Raw genomic sequence first — 20517 nt, 5'->3', positions numbered from 1 at the left:
GGAACCGATGCCGGTCCCCGCGCCGCGGAACCGGCATGGTGCGGGTGCCGGCTTCCTGCTGCCGGACCTCGCGTCCGATCTCGTCCGTGATCCGTCGCGCCGCACCAGTTCGCAGTCCTGCACCGGCGAGTTCATGTCGTTGACGACCTCGAAGCGGCTGGTGTTCGAGAGCGCCGGCGAGCGCGACCTGCTGGTCATGCTGGACGTCGACTACCGCACGGTCGAGCTGGTCTCGCAGCCCGAGCGGTTCCGCGTCCACAACGGCTCGCGCTGGACGACCTACGTGCCCGACGTGTTCGCGGCGTCGGTTCACGGCGAGCGCTGCTACTTCCAGGTCAAGCCGGGCGCACGGTTCGGCGCTGACCCCACGCTCAAGGGCCGGCTCGAGTCCATCGAGGCCGAGAGCGCCGCCCGCGACGCCGTCCACCGCCTCTGCCCGCGCGAGGCGCTGCGCGTGGGCACGCGGCTCTCCAACGCCCGGTGGATCCATGCGGCGGCGACCGCGATCGATCCCCTCGAGGCGCGCAGGGTCTACGCCATCCTGCGCAGCTTCGCGTCGCCTTGCCGCATAGGCGACCTGCGCGCCGCCGGCCTCGACGTTCGGCTCCGCAACTGCCTGCTCGGCCTCGTCGGACACCGCGAGGTCGCGATCGCGCTCGGCGCGGTCATCGACGACGAACTGGAAGTCTACTGGTGATGGAACACGCTCCCTCCAACAGGCTGGCGATCGGCGTCGGCGACACCCTCCAGATCGGTGAGCCCTCGGACAATCTCCTCAAGGTCGTCCGGCGCACGCGCGGGGGTTGGGTCGTCCAGCCGCACGGTTCGGACACCACGGAATTCGTGGCGGATCTCGATCTGGTGGTCGCCTACCACGGCCGGCGCCTTAGGCGCTGGGCCTGCGATCTCGAGGGCCTCGACGAGCGCGTCGCCGCCAAGCTCAAGTCGGCGTTCGACGCCTGGCCGCCGCACTGCCAGCGCGAGTGCCTTCGCCGGCTCGCCTTCGTGGAGTCGCTCGATGCGGTTCGCGACTGCCACCGCAGCGTCGATGCCGCGGCGATGGCGGTGGTCCCGGACGTCTGGGAGCGCATGTCGTCCGAATGGCAGGACCGCGAACGCGAGGCCGCCGCGGCCGCGGCCGCCAAGGTGCGGCGACGTGACGGCGCGGATCCCGACGCCGAGCCGGCGCGGATGAAGGTTGTCGTCAAGCCGCAGCCATCGACTGTCGCGACCTGGTATTCCACCTGGATCGACTCCGGACGCAACGAGTTGGCCCTGATGCCGGACTACGGAAGGCGGGGCCATCGCGATCCCCGCTACCCGGTGGCGAAGTCAGAGGACGAGACGGACACCTACCAGCTCATGGAGGAGGCCGCGAAGGGCGCGTATCTCGACCTCATCAAGCGTTCCAAGCAGGTCGCCTACGAGTTCTACCGCAAGCTCTGCGAGGCGAGCGGCATCCCGATCGTGGCATCCCGCACCTTCCGGCGCTTCCTGAAGAGGCACTACGACGACTACGACCGCTGCGTCGCGCGCGAGGGGAAGAAGGCGGCCTGGCTCAAGTTCGGGATCTTCGTGCTCCGCGAACTGCCCGACCGCCCGCTGGAGGAAGTGGAGGTCGACCATTGCCTGGTGGACCTGATCGTCGTCGACGAGAACGGCCGCCCGATCGGCCGGCCCTGGATCACCGTGTTCCTGGACCGCGCGACCAAGTGCATCGTCGGCATCCACGTCAGCTTCCTGCCTCCAAGCTACATGACGATCCAGCGCGCCCTCGCGCACAGCATGTATGAGAAGGACCTGTCGGCCTTCCCGGGGCTGAAGAACGACTGGCCCTGCTTCGGTCTGGTCGAATGGCTGATCAGCGACCGCGGGAAGGAGTTCCTGAGCCGCAGCTTCCGCACGGCATGCCTCCTCCTCCACGTTTACCCGATCGCGCTGCCGGGCCGAAAGCCTTGGTTGAAGGCGGCCGTCGAGCGGATTTTCCGCACATTCCATGCGCGCGTCTTCGATCTCCAGGAAGGGACGACGAAGGCGTGGAACCCCGACACCTACAATTCGGCGAAGCGCGCGAAGGTCACCAGGCCGGAGCTCGACCGGCTGATCGTGGAGTGGATCGTCGACGACTACCACCAAACGCCCCACCCCGCGCTCTTCCGCAAATACGGCCGCGAGATGACGCCGCACCAGGCGTGGACCATGCTCGTCGATCGCTACGGCGTCCGCTGGGCGCCCGACCCCGACAACGCATACCGCATCACCGGCGAGATCTTCGAGCGCAAGATCCTGTCGACCGGAATCCACATCAAGAACCAGATCTACGTCGACGAGCCCCTGCTCGCGCGCCTCCTGCGCCGCACTGGCGCGAAGGACCGCATGTGGACGTTCCGGCGCGACCGGGCCGACCTGGGGCGCATCTGGATCCTCGTCGAGGGCGAGGGATGGCTGGAGATCCGCAACATCGACTTCGCGCTGACGGACGGCGTCTCCGAGCAGCAGTATGCGATCTGGAGGGGCGACGCCATCGATCACATCGGAAGGGACGAGGTGCCCTGCATCGAGGATCTGGCCGAGGCCCGACTCCGCGTGGAGGCGGCGCGCGCGCGGGCCCTGGAGGGCGGCACTACGCTCGCCACCGCGCTGAAGTGGGCGCGCTATGGGGACATGGGCGACACCTTCACCCCCGTGCCCGGCTTCGGATCGGGCGATCGGCTATTGGCGGCACCGGCGCAGGCCCTGCTCCCGGCACCGCCGGCGGACGCCACGCCCGCAGACGATGAGGTCGACCCCGCCGACGAGGTCGACGACACGCCCGCCGTCGCGACCCTGGAGGCCGACGCGTCGCTGCTGGCCGACATCGAATCCGAGGCGATGCGGCTCATCAGGGAGATGCAGTCGTGAACGAGTTGACGGGATACGAGCCGGGCGAGGTTGCTGCGGCGACGCTCGCGGCCAGGCTCGAGAACGGCATCATCCCCCATCCGTCCATGAAGACGGCGCAGAAGGCGCTGCGCATGCATCAGCTCCGCAGCTTGCCCCTGGATGGCCGCGGGCCGCAGCCCGGGCATCTCTTGATGCTGACCGGCGCGCCGGGCGCCGGCAAGACCACGCTGCTGCGGCAGCACAAGCGGCAGTTCGACGATGTGCGCGACGAGGACGGTCTTCGCATCACCGCCGTGCTCGCGGAGATGCCTAGCCCATGCACCAAGAAGGGCGTGGTCGAGGCGATCTTCCGCGCGATGCGCCACGAGGTCCCGCGCGACTGGAACTCGGCGGACATCATCGAGGAGATCGCGAATCTGGTCCAGAAGCACCACACCCTCCTCATCATGCTGGATGAGGCCGACCGCATCTTCGGCGTCGACACGGAAGCGGTCGCCAAGTTTCTCGTCTCGCTGCTCAACGTCGTGAAGGCCCAGTTCGTGCTGGCCGGCGCGCCGCGCATCCTCAACCTCAACACCGGATATGGGCTTGAACGCCGGACCGAGGAGGACATCGTGCTCGCGCCCTACCGGTGGGACACGTCGGAGGGGCAGCGCAACTTCCGCGCCCTGCTCGAAGTCTTCGACATGCGGCTTGGGCTGGGGGCGCCGGTCGGCTTGAAGGAGTTCGACCTGGCGCGTCGGATCTACGTCGCGACCGGAGGCCACGTCGGGATCGTGTCGAAGCTGCTCGTGGCGACCCTGCGCCGCGCCGCGGAGGGCGGACTGGCGTTCGACCGGAAGCTGCTCGGCGAGGTCTGGATGGACCTTCGCCGGAAGGATGTCGAGCAGGAGGCTATCGACTTCGACTGCGACGTCCTGCTCAACCCCGCGAAGCCGCAGCCTTCCGTCCCGCCGTCCCAGAACCCGTTCCTGTGCAAATCGGAGAAGGTTAAGGACATCTGGGTCGCGCAGATCGAGGCGGCGGCGCGGGCGGCGGCGGACGCCGAGGCTCAGCGCAGGGCTCGGCGCAGGATCGGCCAGCGGTCGGTCGCGAAGGCCTGAACGGTGGACGGACGCTTCCCCCTCACCCTTCGCGGTCGTGAAGGTGAACCGTGTCACGCGGCGGCCGCGCGACTTGGATCGCGGTGGGGTGTCGGGGACGGCCTCCGGTTGGCGAGGGATCTCGGTCACCCCATGCCGGACATGGTCAGGGGTGTCGGCGTCCGCCCGTTCGCCGAGAAGGCCGGCCTCGATGCGGACGTCGTCCATTCCCACTCGCCGGTGATCGAAGCGGCTTCGCGCACCGTGCGCCTGCGCGCCCAGGTGTTGAGGCTGGGCGACTGGTCCGTCCGTTCGCGACGACGCTGCCCGCTCTGCGTCGACGAGGACAAGGCCCAAGCGCGCAGGATGGGGATCGAACCGGACTGGTGGGCGACCAGCCTCGCCTGGTGGGACATCCGGTCGGTTGACGTGTGCCACCGCCACGGCGTCCGCATGACCGACGAGTGCGCGGCGTGCGGCGCGAGACAGACATGGCGACGAGGCCTGCTCCGTTGCGGCTGTGGGGCCGAGCACACGTCGAACGCGGCGGAGGAAGGCGATCCCGCAGTCGCGTCTTACATTCTCTCGCGCCTCTCCTACCTGCCTGCCGCGGCCGTCCCGGCGCTCGACGGCATGGATTTGGTGGACGCCATCAGGACGATGGAGTTGCTCGGCGCGGCGCGGCTCGAGTGGCGACCCGTCAAGCCGCGCCGTCCAGACGCCGACCTGCCCGGTGATCGCATGCACGGGCTCCGGCTGGCCGCGGACTGGCCGATGGGCTTCCGCACGCTGCTGGACGGGCTCGTCGTTGCGCGACCGGCCGATTCGGCGGATGGGCTCTTGTCCGCCTACGGATGGCTGTATTCCGACATCTGCGTGGGCGACGCACCGCGCGCGACCGCAGAGCTTGTCGCTCCCGTCCTGCGCGAGCATGCCGTAGCCAACGGGATCATCGCGCGCGACGAGGAACGGCTTGGCGCCGCCGTCCCGCATACCATGAACGCCACGGCTGTCGCCCGACGCATCGGCCGATCCTATGCGACCACACGCCGCTTGCTGGAGGCGACTGACTTGATCCCGGAGGGTTCCCGCCGTGGCGTGCCATTCGCGTTGGATTTGGCTTTGGTCGACGATCTGCTCGGGGCGGTGGCCCCGACGGCGGCGCAACAGCGGGCGGCCTTGGGGGTCGGGCGCAGCCAGGCGCGCCGCCTCGTCAACGACCCGATCGTCCTCGGCTCGCTGCCCGCCGGGGCCACGGCTGTCGCCGACGCGCTCCTCCACGAGGTTTTCGCTCGGGCAGAGCCGCGGCCCGGGCACGAGCTCGTTTCACTACCGCTCGCCTGCCGCAACATGTCCGTCCCGCTGAATGTCGCTTGCCGCAAGGTGCTGGAGGGTAAGCTGAGGGTGTCGAGGTGTGGAACGGCGGCCGACGGGCTGTCGGCCGTCTCCGTCGTCCAGTCGGACCTGGCTGCGTTGCGCGCGACGAAGGATTCCCTGTATGTGCAGGATGTCGCCAGGCTGCATGGCATCCACCATGAGGCGGCGCGCAGCCTCGCCCGCATGGGCGCGTTCGGTGCGCGGGATCCTGATGGTCGAGTGAGTTCGTCATCGGTGTCGGATTTCTTCCGCGACCATGTGACCGCCGCCGACTACGCCCGCGCACGACGGACCTCGCCGAAACGCATTCGCCAGACGTTGGAACTTCTGGGGATCCGCCCGGTATTCGCACCTCCGTCCTGTCGGCAGCTCATCTACCGCCGCGACGACCTTCCAGTTATCCACTGATGTCCAATCGTGGGTTCGTCCGGACCGTCGATCCGTCGCGGGTCGATATGGCGCCGTTGACCGTCCGGTTTCGCCCCGACGAACCGGCGGCGTCCCTGCTGACCCGCCTTGCCGTGAGGCGGGGGAGCCGGACCGTTACCGGATACCTTGCGACGCTGCCCTTCTGCCCGAGCCGGCTGGCCGCCGACGTCCGGACCGGGCGCGCGCTCGACACGCTCGCGCGGATATCCGGTATTGCGGTGTCGCTGATCGAGGCATCGACTCCGGTCAGGACGCCGCAGGGATATTCGTTGAGCGGCGTGTTGCTCGAGGACCGTGGATGTCTCGCGCATCCCCGCACGCTCGGCCGCGTGTGTCCGCAGTGCCTGGCGGAGGACCGCGATGGCCTGGACGGTCCGGTCGAGTGCAGAACCCATCGACGCTTCTGGTGGGGTTCCGAGGCGATCAGCGGCTGCCCGCGCCACCGGGTTCCTCTGCTTGCGACCTGCCCGCATTGTTCCGCACCGCTCTCGCTCAAGAACCTGCGTCCGGACGTCTGCTCATGCGGTGCGAAATTCGCCGACTTGAAGGCGGATCATGAGGTCAGGGGCTATGACGCGCAACTGCTCGCCATGATGCGGGGCGTTGAAAGCCCGCTTTGGGCCGACGGGCTCAGTGTCGACCTCGCCGCCGGCCTCGCCCTACGGACCGGGATCCTCGATGAGCATGGCTCGAAGGTCGGCCTGGTTAGGACCCTTCCGCTCGGCGATAAGATGGAGTTGACGGCGCGGGGCGGCTCAATCCTCGAAAAGGGCCAGGAAGGGTTCTTCGACGCGCTCGACCGGGCAGCCCGCCGCGGGCTCCTGAGGACGCCTGGAGAGGCATATGGCGATCTCTACAAGTGGCTCGACCGCAGGGACGCCGCGACGCTGTCGCCTTTCCGGGAGGCCGTCTTCCAACACGCCAGTCGATCGCTGAAATGTGGTCCCGCTACTCGACTTTTCGGACGCGCGATTCAGCAAGCGCCTACTTCCGCCGCCGCCGCTCCGTCCGACGAGGCGCCTTTGTTGTCGGGACGTGCGGCGCTCGAACAGGCCATAGCCCGCGCCCGCGCCGTGTTCGGCCTTGGTCGCAAGTCCGATGTGCAACAGATTCTTGGATTAAGCCGCAACCAGTTCCGTGGCGTGATGGAAAGAGGTGGCAATCCTGACCTGCTGCCGGGGGCTCGCCCTTCGACCCCCAAGACCCACTTTTACGATCTGGATGGCGTCATCAGCCTGTTCGAGCATGCGCTGAGTACGCCGGTTTTCGAAGTCGTTCCGCCCCACCTGATCCGTGTCGTGGATGCCAACAAGCTGTTTCGACGCTGGGTGGCGGTCTACCGCGCGCTGCGCGAGGGCAGGCTGCAGGTCGCCGGCACGCTGTCTAGCGGATCGGGCCTGTCGGCCTTGTTGGTGGAGCGCAAAGAGGTGCTCGCCTCCGTTTCGCCCGGACGAGCGGCGGACGACGAGCCGTCCATCACCCCTGCAGAAGCGGCCGACATGACTGGACTGAACACGGTCACCCTGTCCAAGCTGCGCGCGGCGGGGCATCTACGGTTCGCCAGGCGCGCGGCGCGCAACGGTCAGATCGCGCATGGACCCGCGCTGGCTTCGCTCGCCGATCTCGAGCGGAATTTCATATCGATTGGCGCCTTGGAGAGGGCGACGGGGGTGGCTAGGAATGTTTTGCTGTCGGCGCTCGCCGACGCTGGCGTGCGATCAGTCGTGTCGGGGTCGAAGGATGTGCGGCCCATTTTCCCGCGCCCAGAAACGCTCGCCGTTCTGAAGACCAGCGTATTTGAGTCCAAGCGCGATCCGAAGTAGGTCGAATTGCGACCAAGGAGGCTCTAATCATGGCCAAGATGGGCAGTTTGGTGCAGCTTAATTGGGTCTGTTAAGATCGCCGCAGCGGATTAGCGCCCGCTAATCCGCGTCCCGGCGGCGAGGCCGGCCGGCAGCGCCCCCGGGGCGCTGTCCGACGAAGCGGCTTTGCCGCTTCGGGCCCGTTCAGTGACGTCGAACCCTAGCCCCGCTCGTCACGCAACGGTCGCGCCAGCAGCGCGCCGATCACGGCGGCGACCGGCGCGCCCTCGAGCAACTGGCAGACCGCAGTGCACACCGGCATGTCGATGCCCGCCTCCGCCGCCGCCTCGCGCAACACCGGCGCGGTGAACGCCCCTTCGGCGACGGTGCGGCGATCGGCCAGCAGCTCGGCCGCCGACTTGCCCTGACCGAGCCCGACGCCGAGCGAGAAATTGCGGCTGCTGGTCGAGGAGCAGGTGAGGACGAGGTCGCCGAGCCCCGACAACCCCGCCATCGTCTCCGCCTGCGCGCCGCGCGCGAGCCCGAACCGCGTCATCTCCGCGAAGCCCCGCGCGATCAGCGCCGCGCGCGCGTTCTGGCCGAGCGCCGCCCCCTCGACCACGCCGCAGCCGATCGCCAGCACGTTCTTGACCGCCCCGCCGATCTCCGCCCCGATCACGTCGTCGGTACCGTAAGGCCGCAAATTGGTGCCCGTCAGCCGCGTCGCCAGCGGCAGATACATGTCGATGTCCGAACAGGCGAGGGTCACTGCCGTCGGCAAGCCCGCGGCGACCTCATGCGCGAACGTCGGCCCGGATAGTACGGCGATCCGCGCGCCCGGCTGCACTTCCTGCACGACTTCGGACATCAATTTGCGCGTGCCAGCCTCGATTCCCTTGGCGCATAGGACAAGCGTCGTGGTCCCGAAATCGACCGTGCTCAGCACCGCGCGGACATGCTGCGCCGGCGCCACCACCAGCACGGCGTCCGCGTCGCGCAAGGCGTCGAGATCGTCGGTCGCGGTGATCGTCGGCGACAGCGGCACGCTCGACAGGAACAGGTCGTTGACGTGGCGGTGGTTGATCGAGTGCACCACCTCCGGCTCGCGCGCCCACAACATCACGGGTTCGGCCCCTTGCGCCGAGACCTGCGCGAGCGCCGTACCCCACGCCCCGCCGCCAATGACGCCGATCTTCATGCCTTCACTCCCGCGCCGCGCACCTTTTCCGCATCCGGGTCGAGCGGCCAGCGCGGGCGCGCCACCGTGTCGAGCGGATCGCTGAACCCGGCCGCGAACCGCTCGGCCCCGGCCCAGGCGATCATCGCGGCATTGTCGGTGCACAGCCATTGCGGCGGCACCGCGAACGGCAGGTCATAGTCGCCGGCTAGGCTCTCCAACGCCGCGCGCACCGCGCCGTTGGCGGCGACCCCGCCGGCCACGACCAAAGCCGTCGCGTCGATCTCCCCCAATTGCCGCCGCGTGCGATCGACCAGACAATCGACCGCCGCCTGCTGGAAGCTCGCGGCGATGTCCTCCGTCGCCCACGTTCCCGCCTCGTACGCGCGCAGCACCGCGCTCTTGAGGCCCGCGAACGAGAAATGCGGCTCGGCCGATCCGAACAACGGACGCGGCAGCGGCACGATCGGCTGGCCCAGCGCCGCCGCGCGCTCGACCGCCGGCCCGCCGGGAAAGCCGAGCCCCAGGATCTTGGCGGTCTTGTCGAACGCCTCGCCCGCCGCATCGTCGATCGTCGTCGCCAGCCGGCGATAGCGCCCGACGCCCTCGACCAGCAGCAGCTGGCAATGCCCGCCCGACACCAGCAGCAACAGATAGGGAAAATCGAGCGCGGGATCGGCGAGTCGCGGGCTCAGCGCGTGCCCTTCCAAGTGGTTGACCGCGACCAACGGCTTGCCCGCCGCGTGCGCCAGCGCCTTGCCGGTGACCAGCCCGACCATTACCCCGCCGATCAGCCCCGGCCCGGCGGTCGCGGCAATCGCGTCGACCTCGGCCAGCGTGACGCCGGCCTCCGCCAGCGCAGCCTCGACCAGCGGCGCCAGCACCTCGACATGCGCGCGCGCGGCGATTTCCGGAACGACGCCGCCGTACGGCGCGTGCGCCGCCTCCTGCCCCGCCAGCTTGTGCGCGAGGATGCGGCGGTCACCGGTCACCAGCGCCGCCGCGGTCTCGTCGCACGAGGATTCGAGGCCCAGGATCAACATGGCTGCACAAGCATGGTCTTTCCTCTACGCCCCTCGCCCGGTAGCACAAGCCATGCCCCCGATCCGTCTCGGCACGCGCGGTTCGCCGCTCGCGCTCACTCAAGCGAACATGGTCAAGGACGCGCTCGCCGCCGCGCACGGCGTCGCGGTCGAGATCTGCGTCATCAGGACGACGGGCGACCGCGTGCAGGATCGCGCGCTGGCGGAGATCGGCGGCAAGGCGCTGTGGACCAAGGAGCTCGACCGCGCCTTGCTCGGCGGCGAGATCGACATCGCGGTGCATTCGATGAAGGATGTCGAGACGATCCGCCCCACGGCGATCGTCATCGCCGCGATGCTCGAACGCGCCGACGTGCGCGACCGGCTGGTCGGGGCCGACAGCCTCGCCGCGATCCGCCCCGGCGGCGTGGTCGGCACCAGCAGCCCGCGCCGCCGCGCCCAGGTGCTGCGCGCGCGGCCCGACGTGTCGGTCGTGCTGTTCCGCGGCAATGTCGATACGCGTCTGGCGAAGCTGGCGGCGGGCGAGGCGGATGCGACGTTGCTCGCGGCGGCGGGGCTGAAACGGCTCGGGCGTCATGACGTCGGATCGGCGATCGCGGTCGCGGACATGCTGCCGGCGCCCGCGCAGGGGGCGGTCGGGATCGAGTGCCGCGCCGACGACGCGGCCGTGCGCGCGATGCTGGCGGCGATCGACCATGCGCCGACGCACCGGGCGGTGGCGTGCGAGCGCGCGTTGCTCGCGACGCTGGAGGCGACCTGCCATTCGCCGGTCGCCGCGCTGGCGACGATCGACGGGGAGACGGTGACGTTGCGCGCGGAATTGTTCTCGGAAGACGGGGCCGAGCATGTCGCGGCCGCCGCCGCCGGGGCGGATGGGATGGCGCTCGCCGCCGACCTCGCCCGCGCGTTGCTCGACGCCGCGCCGACGGCGGTACGCGCCGGGTTCGGCGGATGAGCCGTGCGGTCGCGGTGCTGCGTCCGGAGCCGGGCAATGCCGCGACGATCGCCCGGCTGGACGCGATCGGGCTGGCGACGATCCGCCTGCCGCTGTTTGAGGTGCGCGCGCTCGACTGGGCGCCGTCCGATCCGTCGGTGTTCGACGCGCTGATCCTGACCAGCGCCAATGCGGTTCGCTTCGGTGGTGCGGGTCTGGCCGAATTGCGCGACTTGCCGGTTCATGCCGTGGGCGCCACGACCGCCGCTGCCGCGCGCGAGGCGGGATTCACGATCGCCGTGACCGGTGACGCCGATGCCGCCGCACTGGTCGATCGGATGGCAGCGATCGGCGTTCGCCGCGCGCTGTTGCTGGCCGGACGCGAGCGCAAGCTCGACGCCGGCGGCATCGTCGCCCAGGCGGAGGCGGTCTATGCGAGCGAGCCGCTGCCCGTCGCGCCCGCCACCGTCGCGCGGCTCGATGGCGCCGTCGCCCTGCTTCACTCAGCCCGCGCCGCATCGCGCCTCGCCGAACTGATCGACGCCGCCGCGATCGACCGCGCCGCCCTCCGCCTCGCCGCGATCAGCCGAGCGGTGGCCGATGCCGCCGGCCCCGGCTGGGCCGACATCGCCACCGCCGACGTCCCGACCGACGACGCGCTCGTGGCGTGCGCCGCCGCGCTCGCCGATTGACGGTGCCCGCCGCGGCGCGGATAAGGACCGCATGAGCGACGTCGTCCCGTCCGCCCCGCTGCCGCCGCGCCGCATCTCGCTGACGGTGGGACTCGCGATCGCCTGCGCGGTCGCGGTGCTGAGCATCCTGCTGACCGTCTGGGCGATGAACCGCTTCCACGGCGATACCACGACGACGACTCAGCCCGCCGCCGCGCCGACCGCCGCCGCCCCGGCGACCAAGGTGATCGTCACCCCGCCGGTCGCGACCGATCCCGCGACATTGTCGGCGCGCGAGGAACTGCTCGGCGCGCAATTGACCGCGCTCGAACAGCGCACCTCGGCGGTAACCGGCGCCGCCGCCACCGCTTATGGCAATGCGACGCGCGCCGAAGCGCTGATGGTCGCGTTCGCCGCGCGCCGCGCGATCGATCGCGGGCTCGGGCTCGGCTATCTCGAACAGCAGTTGCGCGACCGTTTCGGCACCAGCCAGCCGAGCGAGGTCGCCGCGATCGTCGATGCCGGGCGCAACCCGCTGACGATCGAGGATCTGCGCGCCGGGATCGACCGGATCGGCCCACAACTGGCGCTCGGCCCGACCGACAGCGGCGGCTGGGGCGGTGCGGTGTGGCGGATGCTGACCAGCCTGATCGTGATCCACCCCAAGGACACGCCGTCGCCCGTTCCGGGCGAACGGCTGAACCGCGTCAAGCGGCTGCTCGATGCCGGGCAGGTCGAGGCCGCGGTGGAAGAACTCGCGCGCATGCCCGGTGCGAGCCAGGCCTCGTCGTGGCTGACCGGCGCGCGACGCTACGTGACGGCGCGGCGCGCGCTCGACACGTTGGATGCGGCGGCGATCGGCGGCCGCGCCGCCAACCCCGCGCCCGCGATCCGATAGTCAGCGCGTCCGCTCGATCAGCGCCATCGCCGCCACCGGCGCGCGCACCTTGGCGCCGTTTATCATGAACACGAACGTGTCGCGCGGGGTCGTCGGCGCGGGCGGCGCGACATAAGGCAGTCCCTCGGGGGGCAGTCCCTCGGGCGATCCGCCCGCCGCCCACTCCTTCGCCACGCCGGCCCAGCGATCGAGCGCGGCGGGCGGGTAGCCGAGCGGCTCGTCCTCCACCGCATTCTCCAGCCGGGCATAGACGAAATCGCCGCTCACATCGGCGATCGCCGGATAGTCCGCCGATTCGGCATAGACGATCGCCACCCCGGCGGCGCGGCACAAGGCGACGAACGCCGGCACATGAAAGCTGTCGTGCCGCACCTGCACCGCGTGGCGCAGCGGGACGCCGTCCTGGCTGGCAGGCAAGAGTTTCAGGAACGCCCCGAAATCGTCCGCGTCGAACTTCTTGGTCGCCATGAACTGCCACAGGATCGGCCCGAGCTTGGCGCCCAGTTCGACGATACCTTGCCCAACGAACCGCGCGACCGACTCGCCGGCCTCCGCCAGCACCTTGCGGTTGGTGCAGAAGCGCGAGGCCTTCAGCGTGAACACGAAGTCGTCTGGCACGACTTTCGCCCAGCCCGCGAAGGTCGCAGGCTTGAACCCCGAATAATAGGTGCCGTTGACCTCGATCGCGGTCAGCTTGCCCGCCGCATATTCGAGCTCGCGCTTGTGCGGCCATTTGTCGGGGAAGAACGACCCGCGCCACGGCTCGTACGTCCACCCCCCGATGCCGATTCGTATCGCTGCCATCGGGCGACGATAGCGTCAGCGGCGGACGAAGCGATAGCGGTTGCGGATGCGGCGATTGAAGAATCCGCCCTTCGACGCGGCGCGGTGCAACGCGGCGACCTCGTCTTCCGGCACATCGAGATAGGCGTAGCGGAGCCCAGAGACGAACTGGACGTCGAGCCGGTGCGCGGCGGGGTCGTAGGCGAAGGTGCGGATGACCGTGGAGGGCATGCGGTGGGAACGATCGGGGGAATCGTAGGGTCCGCTGTCGAAGCGCCGCGGCAAAGCCGCGTCGTCAGCCCTCGCTGCGCGAGGCTGGTCGGGTTTCTTGCTGTTCGTGAAATAGCGCCACTATTTCACGGCAAGAAACGGGAGCGGGCGAAGGGATTCGGACCCCGCGCGGAGCCCGGCAGGGCGGAGCGCCAACAAAGACTCGAGGGTTCCGACGCGGCAAAGCCGCGTCGTCGGTCATCGCCACGGGCGATGCCGTCCGAACTGCCGCTGAGCACGATTTAGCGCAGCTAAATCGCTGCGGCAGTTGGAGCGGGCGAAGGGATTCGAACCCTCGACCCCAACCTTGGCAAGGTTGTGCTCTACCCCTGAGCTACGCCCGCTCTGGCGCCGGCCCGCAACGTGTGCGGGCGGGTAAGGAGGGGCGCCACTAGCATCGCCGCTCGGGGTCCGCAACCCCCCGTTGCCATGCCGCGAAAAGCCTTGGCTTCCACGGGCCCGCGCCCACATAAGGGCGGCACCAATACGGAGTATCGGCTTTGGCCACGCTAGGAATGAGCCCCCAGGAAAAGGACGCCGTCGAGGCGTTCCGTCGCGACGTCGTCGAACCGTCGATGACGAAGCTGGTGATGATCGACTTCTGGGCCGAATGGTGCGGGCCGTGCAAGGCGCTGTCGCCGGTGATCGAGAAGGTCGCGGCGGATTATGCCGACAAGGGCGTCGTGCTGGCCAAGATCGACACCGACAAGAACCAGTTCATCGCCGCGCAATTCCAGATCAAGTCGATCCCGACCGTCTATGCGATGTTCCAGGGGCAACTGGTCGCCGACCTGACCAATGCGCGCACCGAATCGCAGCTGAAGAAGATGCTCGACCAGATCCTGGCGCAATTGCCGGTCGACAGCGCCGACGCGCGGACCGAGGCGGAGATCGAGCCGCTGATCGCGATGGGCGAGCAGGTGCTGGCCGAGGGCGATGCGGCGCGCGCGCTGTCCATCTTCGACCAGATCGCCGAGATCGCGCCCGATCATCCCGAGGTCATCGCCGGGCGCGTCCGCGCGCTGGTCGCGGGCGGGCGGCTCGACGAGGCGGACGCCGCGCTGGCCGCCGTGCCCGACGAGGCCACCAAGGCACCCGAACTCGACCGCGCACGCGCGGCGCTCGACCTTGCCCGGTCGGCGCCAGCCGCCGCCGATCTCGCCCCGCTGGTCGCCGCCGCCGATGCCGATCCGGAGAATCTGCAAGCGCGGTTCGACCTTGCCAATGCGCAGATGGCGGCGGGCGAGCGTGATGCCGCCGCCGATTCGCTGCTCGCGATCGTCGCCAAGGACCGCGACTGGAACGAGGGCGCGGCGCGGGCACAGTTCCTCAAGCTGCTCGAAGTGGTCGGGCTGGAGGATCCGTGGGTGTCGGCGCAGCGCCGGCGGCTGTCGGCGATATTGTTCACGTGAGCGGACGGGTCCGGTGACGACGCGGCTCTCGATCTTCCCGTTGCCGGGGGCATTGCTGTTCCCGCGCATGCATCTGCCGCTGCACATCTTCGAGCCGCGTTATCGCGCGCTGGTCAGCGACGCGATGGCGCGCGACCGGCGGATCGGGATGATCCAGCCGCGCGGGCCGCACGATTCGGGTAGTCGCGAGCCGGTGTTGTTCGACCTGGGCTGCGTCGGGCGGATCGCCGAGATCGAGGCGCATGACGACGGCCGCTTCGACATCGTGCTGGAGGGCGTCGCGCTGTTCCGCACCATCCGCGAACTGACCGTGACCACGCCGTTCCGCCAGGTCGAGGCCGAACTGCTCCCCCAACCCGACGAGCCAGAGGCGCTGTCGATCGCGCATCGCGCCAGCCTGGAAAGCGAATCGCGCCGCTTCGCCGACCGCCAGGGCTATGCGGTCGACTGGGACTCGGTCGCGCGGCTCGACGACGAAGCGCTGGTCAACGGCATCGCCCAGATCGCGCCGTTCGATTCGGCGGCGAAGCAGGCGTTGCTCGAAGCGACCGGCCTGACCGAACGCGCCGACCTGATCGTCCAGCTGATGCAATTCTTCGGCCGCCACGACGGTGAGGAACGCGTGACGTTGCAATAGTCCGTCGCGGTGCCGGCCCGCTCCCCCACCCGACCGCCCGATCAGTTTATGCTATGGGCGGTCGGGTGGGGGAGCGGGCCGGTGCCGCCCATCGGCGAAAGCCGATCAGATCACCGGGATTTGCTGCGAGATGCAGTGAAAGCTCCCGCCGCCGGTCAGGATATGGTCCGCGCGCAGGCCCACCGTCTCGCGTCCCGGGAACAGTGCCGCGATCGCCGCGACTGCCGCCGCGTCGTTGTCGGTGCCATATAGCGGCACGACGACGCTCGCATTGCCGATATAGAAGTTCATGTAGCTCGCCGGCACGATCTCCTCGTCGCGCAGCACGCGGCCGGGCGAAGGCACCGTCACCACGGTCACGTCGTCATGTTCGCGCGCGCGTTGCGCCGCTCGCTGATAGACCTGCCAGTTGGGGTCGTTGTCGCTCGCCGCGGGCATCGCCAGCGTGCGCGGCGCGACGAAGCGGGCGAGGTTGTCGACATGCCCGTCGGTATGGTCGTTGAGCAGCCCGTCGCCCAGCCACAGCACCTCGTCATACCCCAGGTCGCGATAGAGCAGATCCTCGATCTCGCTGCGCGACATCATGCCGTTGCGGTTGCGGTTGAGCAGGCATTGTTCGGTGGTGACGACCAGGCCGGTGCCGTCGCCGTCGATCGCGCCGCCTTCGAGCACCCAGGGGAAGCTCTCGACCGTCTTGTGCCGCGCATGTGCCAGCCGCGCCCCGACATCGTCGTCGCCGGGCAGGTCGTACTTGCCGCCCCAGCCGTTGAACTGGAAGTCGGCCGCGACGCCGTCGCCGCGGATGATCGCCCCGGTATCGCGCAGCCAGATGTCGCCGAACGGCTGCACCACCACCTTGGCGAAATCGCCGGCGCGCCGCGTCGCCGCCGCCGCCGCTTCGGCATCGGCCGCGACCAGCAGCACCTGCTCGCCGCGCCCGTCGGCATGGACGGCGCGCGCGAACGCCACGACCTCGTCCCGCGCCGGCTCGAGGTCGAGTTGCCACAAATCGGGATGGCTGGGAAAGCCGATCCACACCGCCTTGTGCGGCGCCCATTCGGGCTTGGGCGGGGGCAGGCGAGTCATGCGGGGAAGCTAGGCGCAGCGGTCATGCCCACGCCATATCGCCGGTTTGGCGAAATGTTAACGGCGCGCGGCGTAGCGATCGGCGATGGCACTCTTCCTGCCTCGCCTGCTCCGCACCCTGTTCGCCGGTCCGGCACCGGCGGTCACGACGAGCGACGCGCCGTTCGACACCGAAGCGGCGATCGCCCGCTACCTCACCCAACGCGAGGGCCGCGCGATCGACCGGCCCGCCGCGCACCCGACCGGACGCTGATCGCCTTCGCGGATTATCGGCCGGCGCTCGCCCGGCTCTTGTCGCGGATCGCGCGGAATTCGGCGCTCGGATACCAGTTCGGCCAGGCGGTCCCGTCCGCCAGCTGGCGCCCGAGCCGGTAATAGACGTCGAGATCCTGCACCGCACCGCCCCAGTTCCATGCCGGGTCATATTCGTCCTGCGGCTTGTGATAGCGGTTGGCGTTGTAATCCTCCGCCGCCGCCTTGCCCGCCGCTTCGCCGCCCTTGACCTGGTCTAGGCCGCTGCCGGCCGCCAGCATCGGCACGCCGAGCTTGGCGAAGCTGAAATGGTCTGAGCGATAGTAATGCCCGCGCTCCGGCGTCGCCTCGGGCGTCTCGTGCCGCCCTTGCGCGGCGAACAAAGGCCGCGCCATGTCCTCGATCTCGGACTTGCCGGCACCGGTGATCTCGTAATCGCGCACCGGCCCGACGACGTTGAGCACGTCCATGTTGACCCCGCCCGCGGTCAGCGCGAGCGGATAGACCGGGTGCTCGGCATAATAACGCGACCCCAGCAACCCCGATTCCTCGGCGGTCACCGCCATGAACACCATCGATCGCCTGGCCGGCCCGGTCTTCACCTGCGCCTCGGCCAGCGCGATCAGCCCGGCGACCCCGCTCGCATTGTCGACCGCGCCGTTGCAGATGCCGTCGCCCTTGACCGGCGTGCAGTGGCCGAGATGGTCCCAGTGCGCGGTATACAGCACCGTCTCCTGCGGCCGCGCGGTGCCGGGCAGGATGCCGATCACGTTGTGCGACACTTGCCGCCGGATCGAATTGGCGAAGCCGACCGACGCCTTGATGCCCAGCGGCACCGCGCGGAACCCCTTGACCTTCGCCGCCGCCGACAGCGCGGCAAAGTCCTTGCCGGCGCTGGCGAACACTTCCTTTGCCTTGGCCAGTTGCATCCAGCCGACCGCCTGGCTCTGGTCCAAATGGTCGCCGCGTTCGTCGAGCTCGATCTGCGGCCCTGACCAGCTCGACGCGACCACGCCCCAGCCATAGGCGGCGGGTTCGGTATCGTGGACGATCAGCACCGCCGCCGCGCCCTGCCGCGCCGCTTCCTCGAACTTGTAGGTCCAGCGGCCGTAATAGGTCATCGCCTTGCCGTCGAAGAGGCCCGTGCGGTCGGGCGTCTGCCAGTCGGGATCGTTGATGAGGACGACCACGGTCTTCCCGCGGACGTCGATCCCGGCATAATCGTTCCAGCCCTTTTCGGGCGCGTTGATGCCGTAACCGACGAACACGACGTCCGAATCCCTGATCGCGACCTGCGGCGTCACGCGATAGGTGCCGAGCACCATGTCGGTGCGATAGGCCAGGCTGACCGGCGTCTTGCCCCCGCTAAAGGTCAGCGGCGTCATGTCGTGCGCGGTGATCTCGACCATCGGCACGTCCTGGTACCAGCCGCCGTGATTGCCGGGCTTGAGCCCCGCCGCCTTCATCCGCTCGACGATATAGGCGATCGTCTTGTCCTCCCCCGCCGACACCGGCGCCCGCCCCTCGAACGCATCGGACGACAGGGTTTTCGTGACCTCCTTCAAAGTATCGATGGAGATGGCCGGCGGCGCGGATTGGGCGAGGAGCGGCGTGGCACTCAAAGCAGCAAAAAGGAGGATAAAGCGGCGCATCGACGGGCTTTCGACAAGAGAAAGTCGAAGTCTGACAGTTCGTCGCACCCCAGACAAGCCGCGCCTTGTATGCTCATCGAGGTACCGTATTGTTCGGGCAAAGATCGACGCGGGAGGGAAGTGAATGCGGACGGCGACGGTATCAATGCTGGGTTGGACCTTGTTCAGCGCGACGAGCGCGGCGGCCCAAGCCGATCCCGCCAATCTCTCCGCGGCATTTGGCGCGCGCGAATATGTCGAGCAGATCAGCCTTTCCCCCGACGGCAACAAAGTGGCATTTATCAGCCCCACCGCCGGCCGCGGCGAAGCGCTGCTCGTTGCGGATCTGGTCGCTGGCGGCACGCCCAAAATGATCCTGAGGTCGACCAACGATCCGGAACGATTGAACGACTGCCACTGGGCTACCGATACTCGGCTGATTTGTTCGATCTACATGAATGTCGAGACGGATACCGGTCGTGCCAGCTATTCGCGGATCGTTGCCATTAACGCCGATGGCGGCGGGCTCAAAATGCTGAGCGAACGCACGTCGAGCCGTGCACTCGGCGTGGCGCAGAACGGCGGAACGCTACTCGACTGGGGATCGGGCAACGGGTCGGCACTGATAACGCGATTCGCGGTGCCGGAAAGTTCGATGGGTACCCACCTCAGCAGTTCCGCGGAAGGACTTGGCGTCGATCTCGTCAACACCTCCACCTTGGCGCGGCGGCAGGTCGAGCAGCCGGGACTGACCGCGGTCGACTATGTCAGCGACGGGCAGGGAACGGTGCGGATTATGGCTACTCGTTCCCGCAACGACGCGGGCTACGACCGCAGCCGTATCAGCTATTCGTATCGTATGGCGGGCAGCCGCCAATGGAAGCCGTTGACCACCGTCATCGATCAAGGTGACGGCTTGGTGGGTTTCGTACCATATGCCGTCGATCCCGACCTGAACGTGGTCTACGGTCTGGAATCGAAATCGGGCCGTCAGGCACTGTACAGTCTGTCGCTCGACGGCAATCTTACGCGCAAACTGGTATTCGACCGCCCCGATGTCGATGTCGACGACCTCATCCGCATCGGTCGCCGTAATCGCGTGGTCGGCGTGTCCTACATCACCGACCGGCGTGAGACGGTTTTCTTCGATCCGGACCTTCAGGCGTTGCGTGCCGCGCTGCCCAAGGCGCTGCCGGGCAAGCTGATTTCGTTCATCGACTCGAGTGCCGATGAGAAGCGCCTCCTGTTATTCGCCGGAAGCGACACCGATCCCGGCACCTACTACGTCTTCGATCGAGGAAAACGTTCGCTGGAGGAAGTAATACCGTCGCGTCCTGATCTAGCCAAAACGGCGCTGGCGGCGGTGCGACCGATCACCTACCGGGCTGCTGATGGCACCGATATCCCCGCCTATTTGACGTTGCCCGTCGGTAGTACCGGAAAGAACCTGCCTGCCATCGTGATGCCGCACGGCGGCCCGGGTGCGCGCGACGAATGGGGGTTCGACTGGTTGTCGCAATTCTTCGCCGCTCGCGGTTATGCCGTAATCCAGCCAAACTTTCGCGGCTCGACCGGATATGGCGACAGTTGGTATCAGAAGAACGGTTTCCAATCGTGGCGGACGTCGATCGGCGATGTCGATGACGCCGGTCGTTGGCTGGTCAAGACGGGGATCGCCGATCCCGGCAAGCTGGCGATCGTCGGTTGGTCCTATGGCGGCTATGCGGCATTGCAGGGCTCGGTCCTCGATCCAGCGCTTTTCAAAGCCGTCGTCGGAATCGCCCCGGTCACCGATCTCGAGACTTTGCGGAACGAATCGGCAAACTTCACCAATTTTCCGCAGGTCGATGCTTTCATCGGTCACGGACCATGGGTCGTAGAGGGATCGCCAGCTCGCGCCGCCGCCCGGATAAAAGCACCGGTGTTGTTGTTTCACGGCGACCGCGACCTCAATGTCGGTGTCGGCGAATCACGAATGATGGTCAGCCGTCTTCGGGCCGCCGGCGGAACAGCGGAGCTAGTCGAATTCAAAGGGCTGGATCACCAGCTCGATGACAATCAGATACGGACCCAGATGCTGACGCGGATCGACACCTTTCTCCGCGGATCGATGGGCATGCGACAGTAACCGCCAAACGAAAGAGGGCGGC

General features: G+C 68.4%; 18 protein-coding genes and 1 tRNA gene. 12 read left to right on the top strand and 7 right to left on the bottom strand.

Annotation, left to right across the window (positions count from 1 at the left end; all coding sequences use genetic code 11):
- The first annotated feature begins 7 nt into the window (after positions 1-7).
- From J0I47_RS12905 to J0I47_RS12885, 5 genes are all read left to right on the top strand, one after another.
- Entirely contained in the window at positions 8-697 is a 690-nt protein-coding gene (locus J0I47_RS12905; protein ID WP_294047392.1) for a hypothetical protein, read from the top strand.
- The gene (locus tag J0I47_RS12900) at positions 697-2901 is read left to right on the top strand and encodes a hypothetical protein (RefSeq protein WP_294047391.1); all 2205 of its coding nucleotides are present in this window, start codon (positions 697-699) and stop codon (positions 2899-2901) included. Before J0I47_RS12905 ends, J0I47_RS12900 begins: the two co-directional genes overlap by 1 nt.
- Positions 2898-3986, top strand: a complete 1089-nt coding sequence (locus J0I47_RS12895) for an ATP-binding protein (protein ID WP_294047390.1) — start codon at positions 2898-2900, stop codon at positions 3984-3986. The genes J0I47_RS12900 and J0I47_RS12895 overlap by 4 nt, the downstream gene beginning before the upstream one ends.
- A gap of 132 nt (positions 3987-4118) precedes the next feature.
- Positions 4119-5750: a TniQ family protein gene (locus J0I47_RS12890; RefSeq protein WP_294047389.1), complete on the top strand. Its 1632-nt coding sequence runs from the start codon at positions 4119-4121 to the stop codon at positions 5748-5750.
- Positions 5750-7594 (top strand): TniQ family protein, encoded by a 1845-nt coding sequence (locus J0I47_RS12885; protein ID WP_294047388.1) that lies wholly within the window; start codon positions 5750-5752, stop codon positions 7592-7594. Before J0I47_RS12890 ends, J0I47_RS12885 begins: the two co-directional genes overlap by 1 nt.
- 199 nt (positions 7595-7793) lie before the next feature.
- Here J0I47_RS12885 and J0I47_RS12880 read toward each other — a convergent pair whose 3' ends face one another.
- Entirely contained in the window at positions 7794-8771 is a 978-nt protein-coding gene (locus J0I47_RS12880; protein WP_294047387.1) for an NAD(P)H-dependent glycerol-3-phosphate dehydrogenase, read from the bottom strand.
- Complete coding sequence (gene tsaD / locus J0I47_RS12875; RefSeq protein WP_294047386.1) at positions 8768-9793, bottom strand: tRNA (adenosine(37)-N6)-threonylcarbamoyltransferase complex transferase subunit TsaD; 1026 nt, start codon at positions 9791-9793, stop codon at positions 8768-8770. The genes J0I47_RS12880 and tsaD overlap by 4 nt, the downstream gene beginning before the upstream one ends.
- Before the next feature lie 52 nt (positions 9794-9845).
- Between tsaD and hemC the strand changes: the two genes are divergently transcribed.
- The 3 genes from hemC to J0I47_RS12860 are packed head-to-tail and all read left to right on the top strand — an operon-like array spanning position 9846 to position 12296.
- A complete protein-coding gene (gene hemC / locus J0I47_RS12870) occupies positions 9846-10748 on the top strand; it encodes a hydroxymethylbilane synthase (RefSeq protein WP_294047385.1) in 903 nt (300 codons plus the stop codon).
- Positions 10745-11419 (top strand): uroporphyrinogen-III synthase, encoded by a 675-nt coding sequence (locus J0I47_RS12865; protein ID WP_294047384.1) that lies wholly within the window; start codon positions 10745-10747, stop codon positions 11417-11419. The genes hemC and J0I47_RS12865 overlap by 4 nt, the downstream gene beginning before the upstream one ends.
- A 31-nt stretch (positions 11420-11450) precedes the next feature.
- Positions 11451-12296: a hypothetical protein gene (locus tag J0I47_RS12860; protein WP_294047383.1), complete on the top strand. Its 846-nt coding sequence runs from the start codon at positions 11451-11453 to the stop codon at positions 12294-12296.
- Here the strand turns inward: J0I47_RS12860 and J0I47_RS12855 are convergent, their stop codons facing one another.
- The 3 genes from J0I47_RS12855 to J0I47_RS12845 all read right to left on the bottom strand — a co-directional run bounded on the left by J0I47_RS12855 (position 12297) and on the right by J0I47_RS12845 (position 13693).
- Positions 12297-13100, bottom strand: a complete 804-nt coding sequence (locus J0I47_RS12855) for a DUF72 domain-containing protein (protein WP_294047382.1) — start codon at positions 13098-13100, stop codon at positions 12297-12299.
- 15 nt (positions 13101-13115) lie between these two features.
- A complete protein-coding gene (locus J0I47_RS12850; RefSeq protein WP_294047381.1) occupies positions 13116-13310 on the bottom strand; it encodes a KTSC domain-containing protein in 195 nt (64 codons plus the stop codon).
- 308 nt (positions 13311-13618) lie between these two features.
- Positions 13619-13693: transfer RNA gene (locus J0I47_RS12845), tRNA-Gly, on the bottom strand.
- Positions 13694-13864: 171 nt separating this feature from the next.
- Here J0I47_RS12845 and J0I47_RS12840 point away from each other — a divergent pair.
- Both J0I47_RS12840 and J0I47_RS12835 read left to right on the top strand, forming a co-directional pair.
- Entirely contained in the window at positions 13865-14761 is an 897-nt protein-coding gene (locus tag J0I47_RS12840) for a tetratricopeptide repeat protein (protein ID WP_294047380.1), read from the top strand.
- A gap of 13 nt (positions 14762-14774) precedes the next feature.
- Entirely contained in the window at positions 14775-15398 is a 624-nt protein-coding gene (locus J0I47_RS12835; protein ID WP_294047379.1) for an LON peptidase substrate-binding domain-containing protein, read from the top strand.
- A gap of 105 nt (positions 15399-15503) precedes the next feature.
- On the opposite strand, the gene J0I47_RS12830 is transcribed toward J0I47_RS12835, so the two are convergent.
- On the bottom strand, positions 15504-16484 hold the full coding sequence (locus tag J0I47_RS12830; protein WP_294047378.1) for an agmatine deiminase family protein: 981 nt from the start codon (positions 16482-16484) through the stop codon (positions 15504-15506).
- An 85-nt stretch (positions 16485-16569) separates the two neighbouring features.
- Between J0I47_RS12830 and J0I47_RS12825 the strand changes: the two genes are divergently transcribed.
- The gene (locus tag J0I47_RS12825) at positions 16570-16737 is read left to right on the top strand and encodes a hypothetical protein (RefSeq protein ID WP_294047377.1); all 168 of its coding nucleotides are present in this window, start codon (positions 16570-16572) and stop codon (positions 16735-16737) included.
- A gap of 13 nt (positions 16738-16750) precedes the next feature.
- On the opposite strand, the gene J0I47_RS12820 is transcribed toward J0I47_RS12825, so the two are convergent.
- Entirely contained in the window at positions 16751-18388 is a 1638-nt protein-coding gene (locus J0I47_RS12820) for a M28 family metallopeptidase (RefSeq protein WP_294047376.1), read from the bottom strand.
- Positions 18389-18512: 124 nt separating this feature from the next.
- On the opposite strand from J0I47_RS12820, the gene J0I47_RS12815 reads away from it, so the two are divergent.
- The gene (locus J0I47_RS12815) at positions 18513-20495 is read left to right on the top strand and encodes a S9 family peptidase (protein WP_294047375.1); all 1983 of its coding nucleotides are present in this window, start codon (positions 18513-18515) and stop codon (positions 20493-20495) included.
- The last annotated feature ends 22 nt before the right edge of the window (positions 20496-20517 follow it).

The organism is Sphingomonas sp. (assembly GCF_017304635.1).
In the GTDB taxonomy this organism is placed as follows: Bacteria; Pseudomonadota; Alphaproteobacteria; order Sphingomonadales; family Sphingomonadaceae; genus Sphingomonas.
The sequence above is the reverse complement of the archived record's forward strand: the minus strand, read 5'-3'. Positions and strand labels throughout refer to the sequence as shown.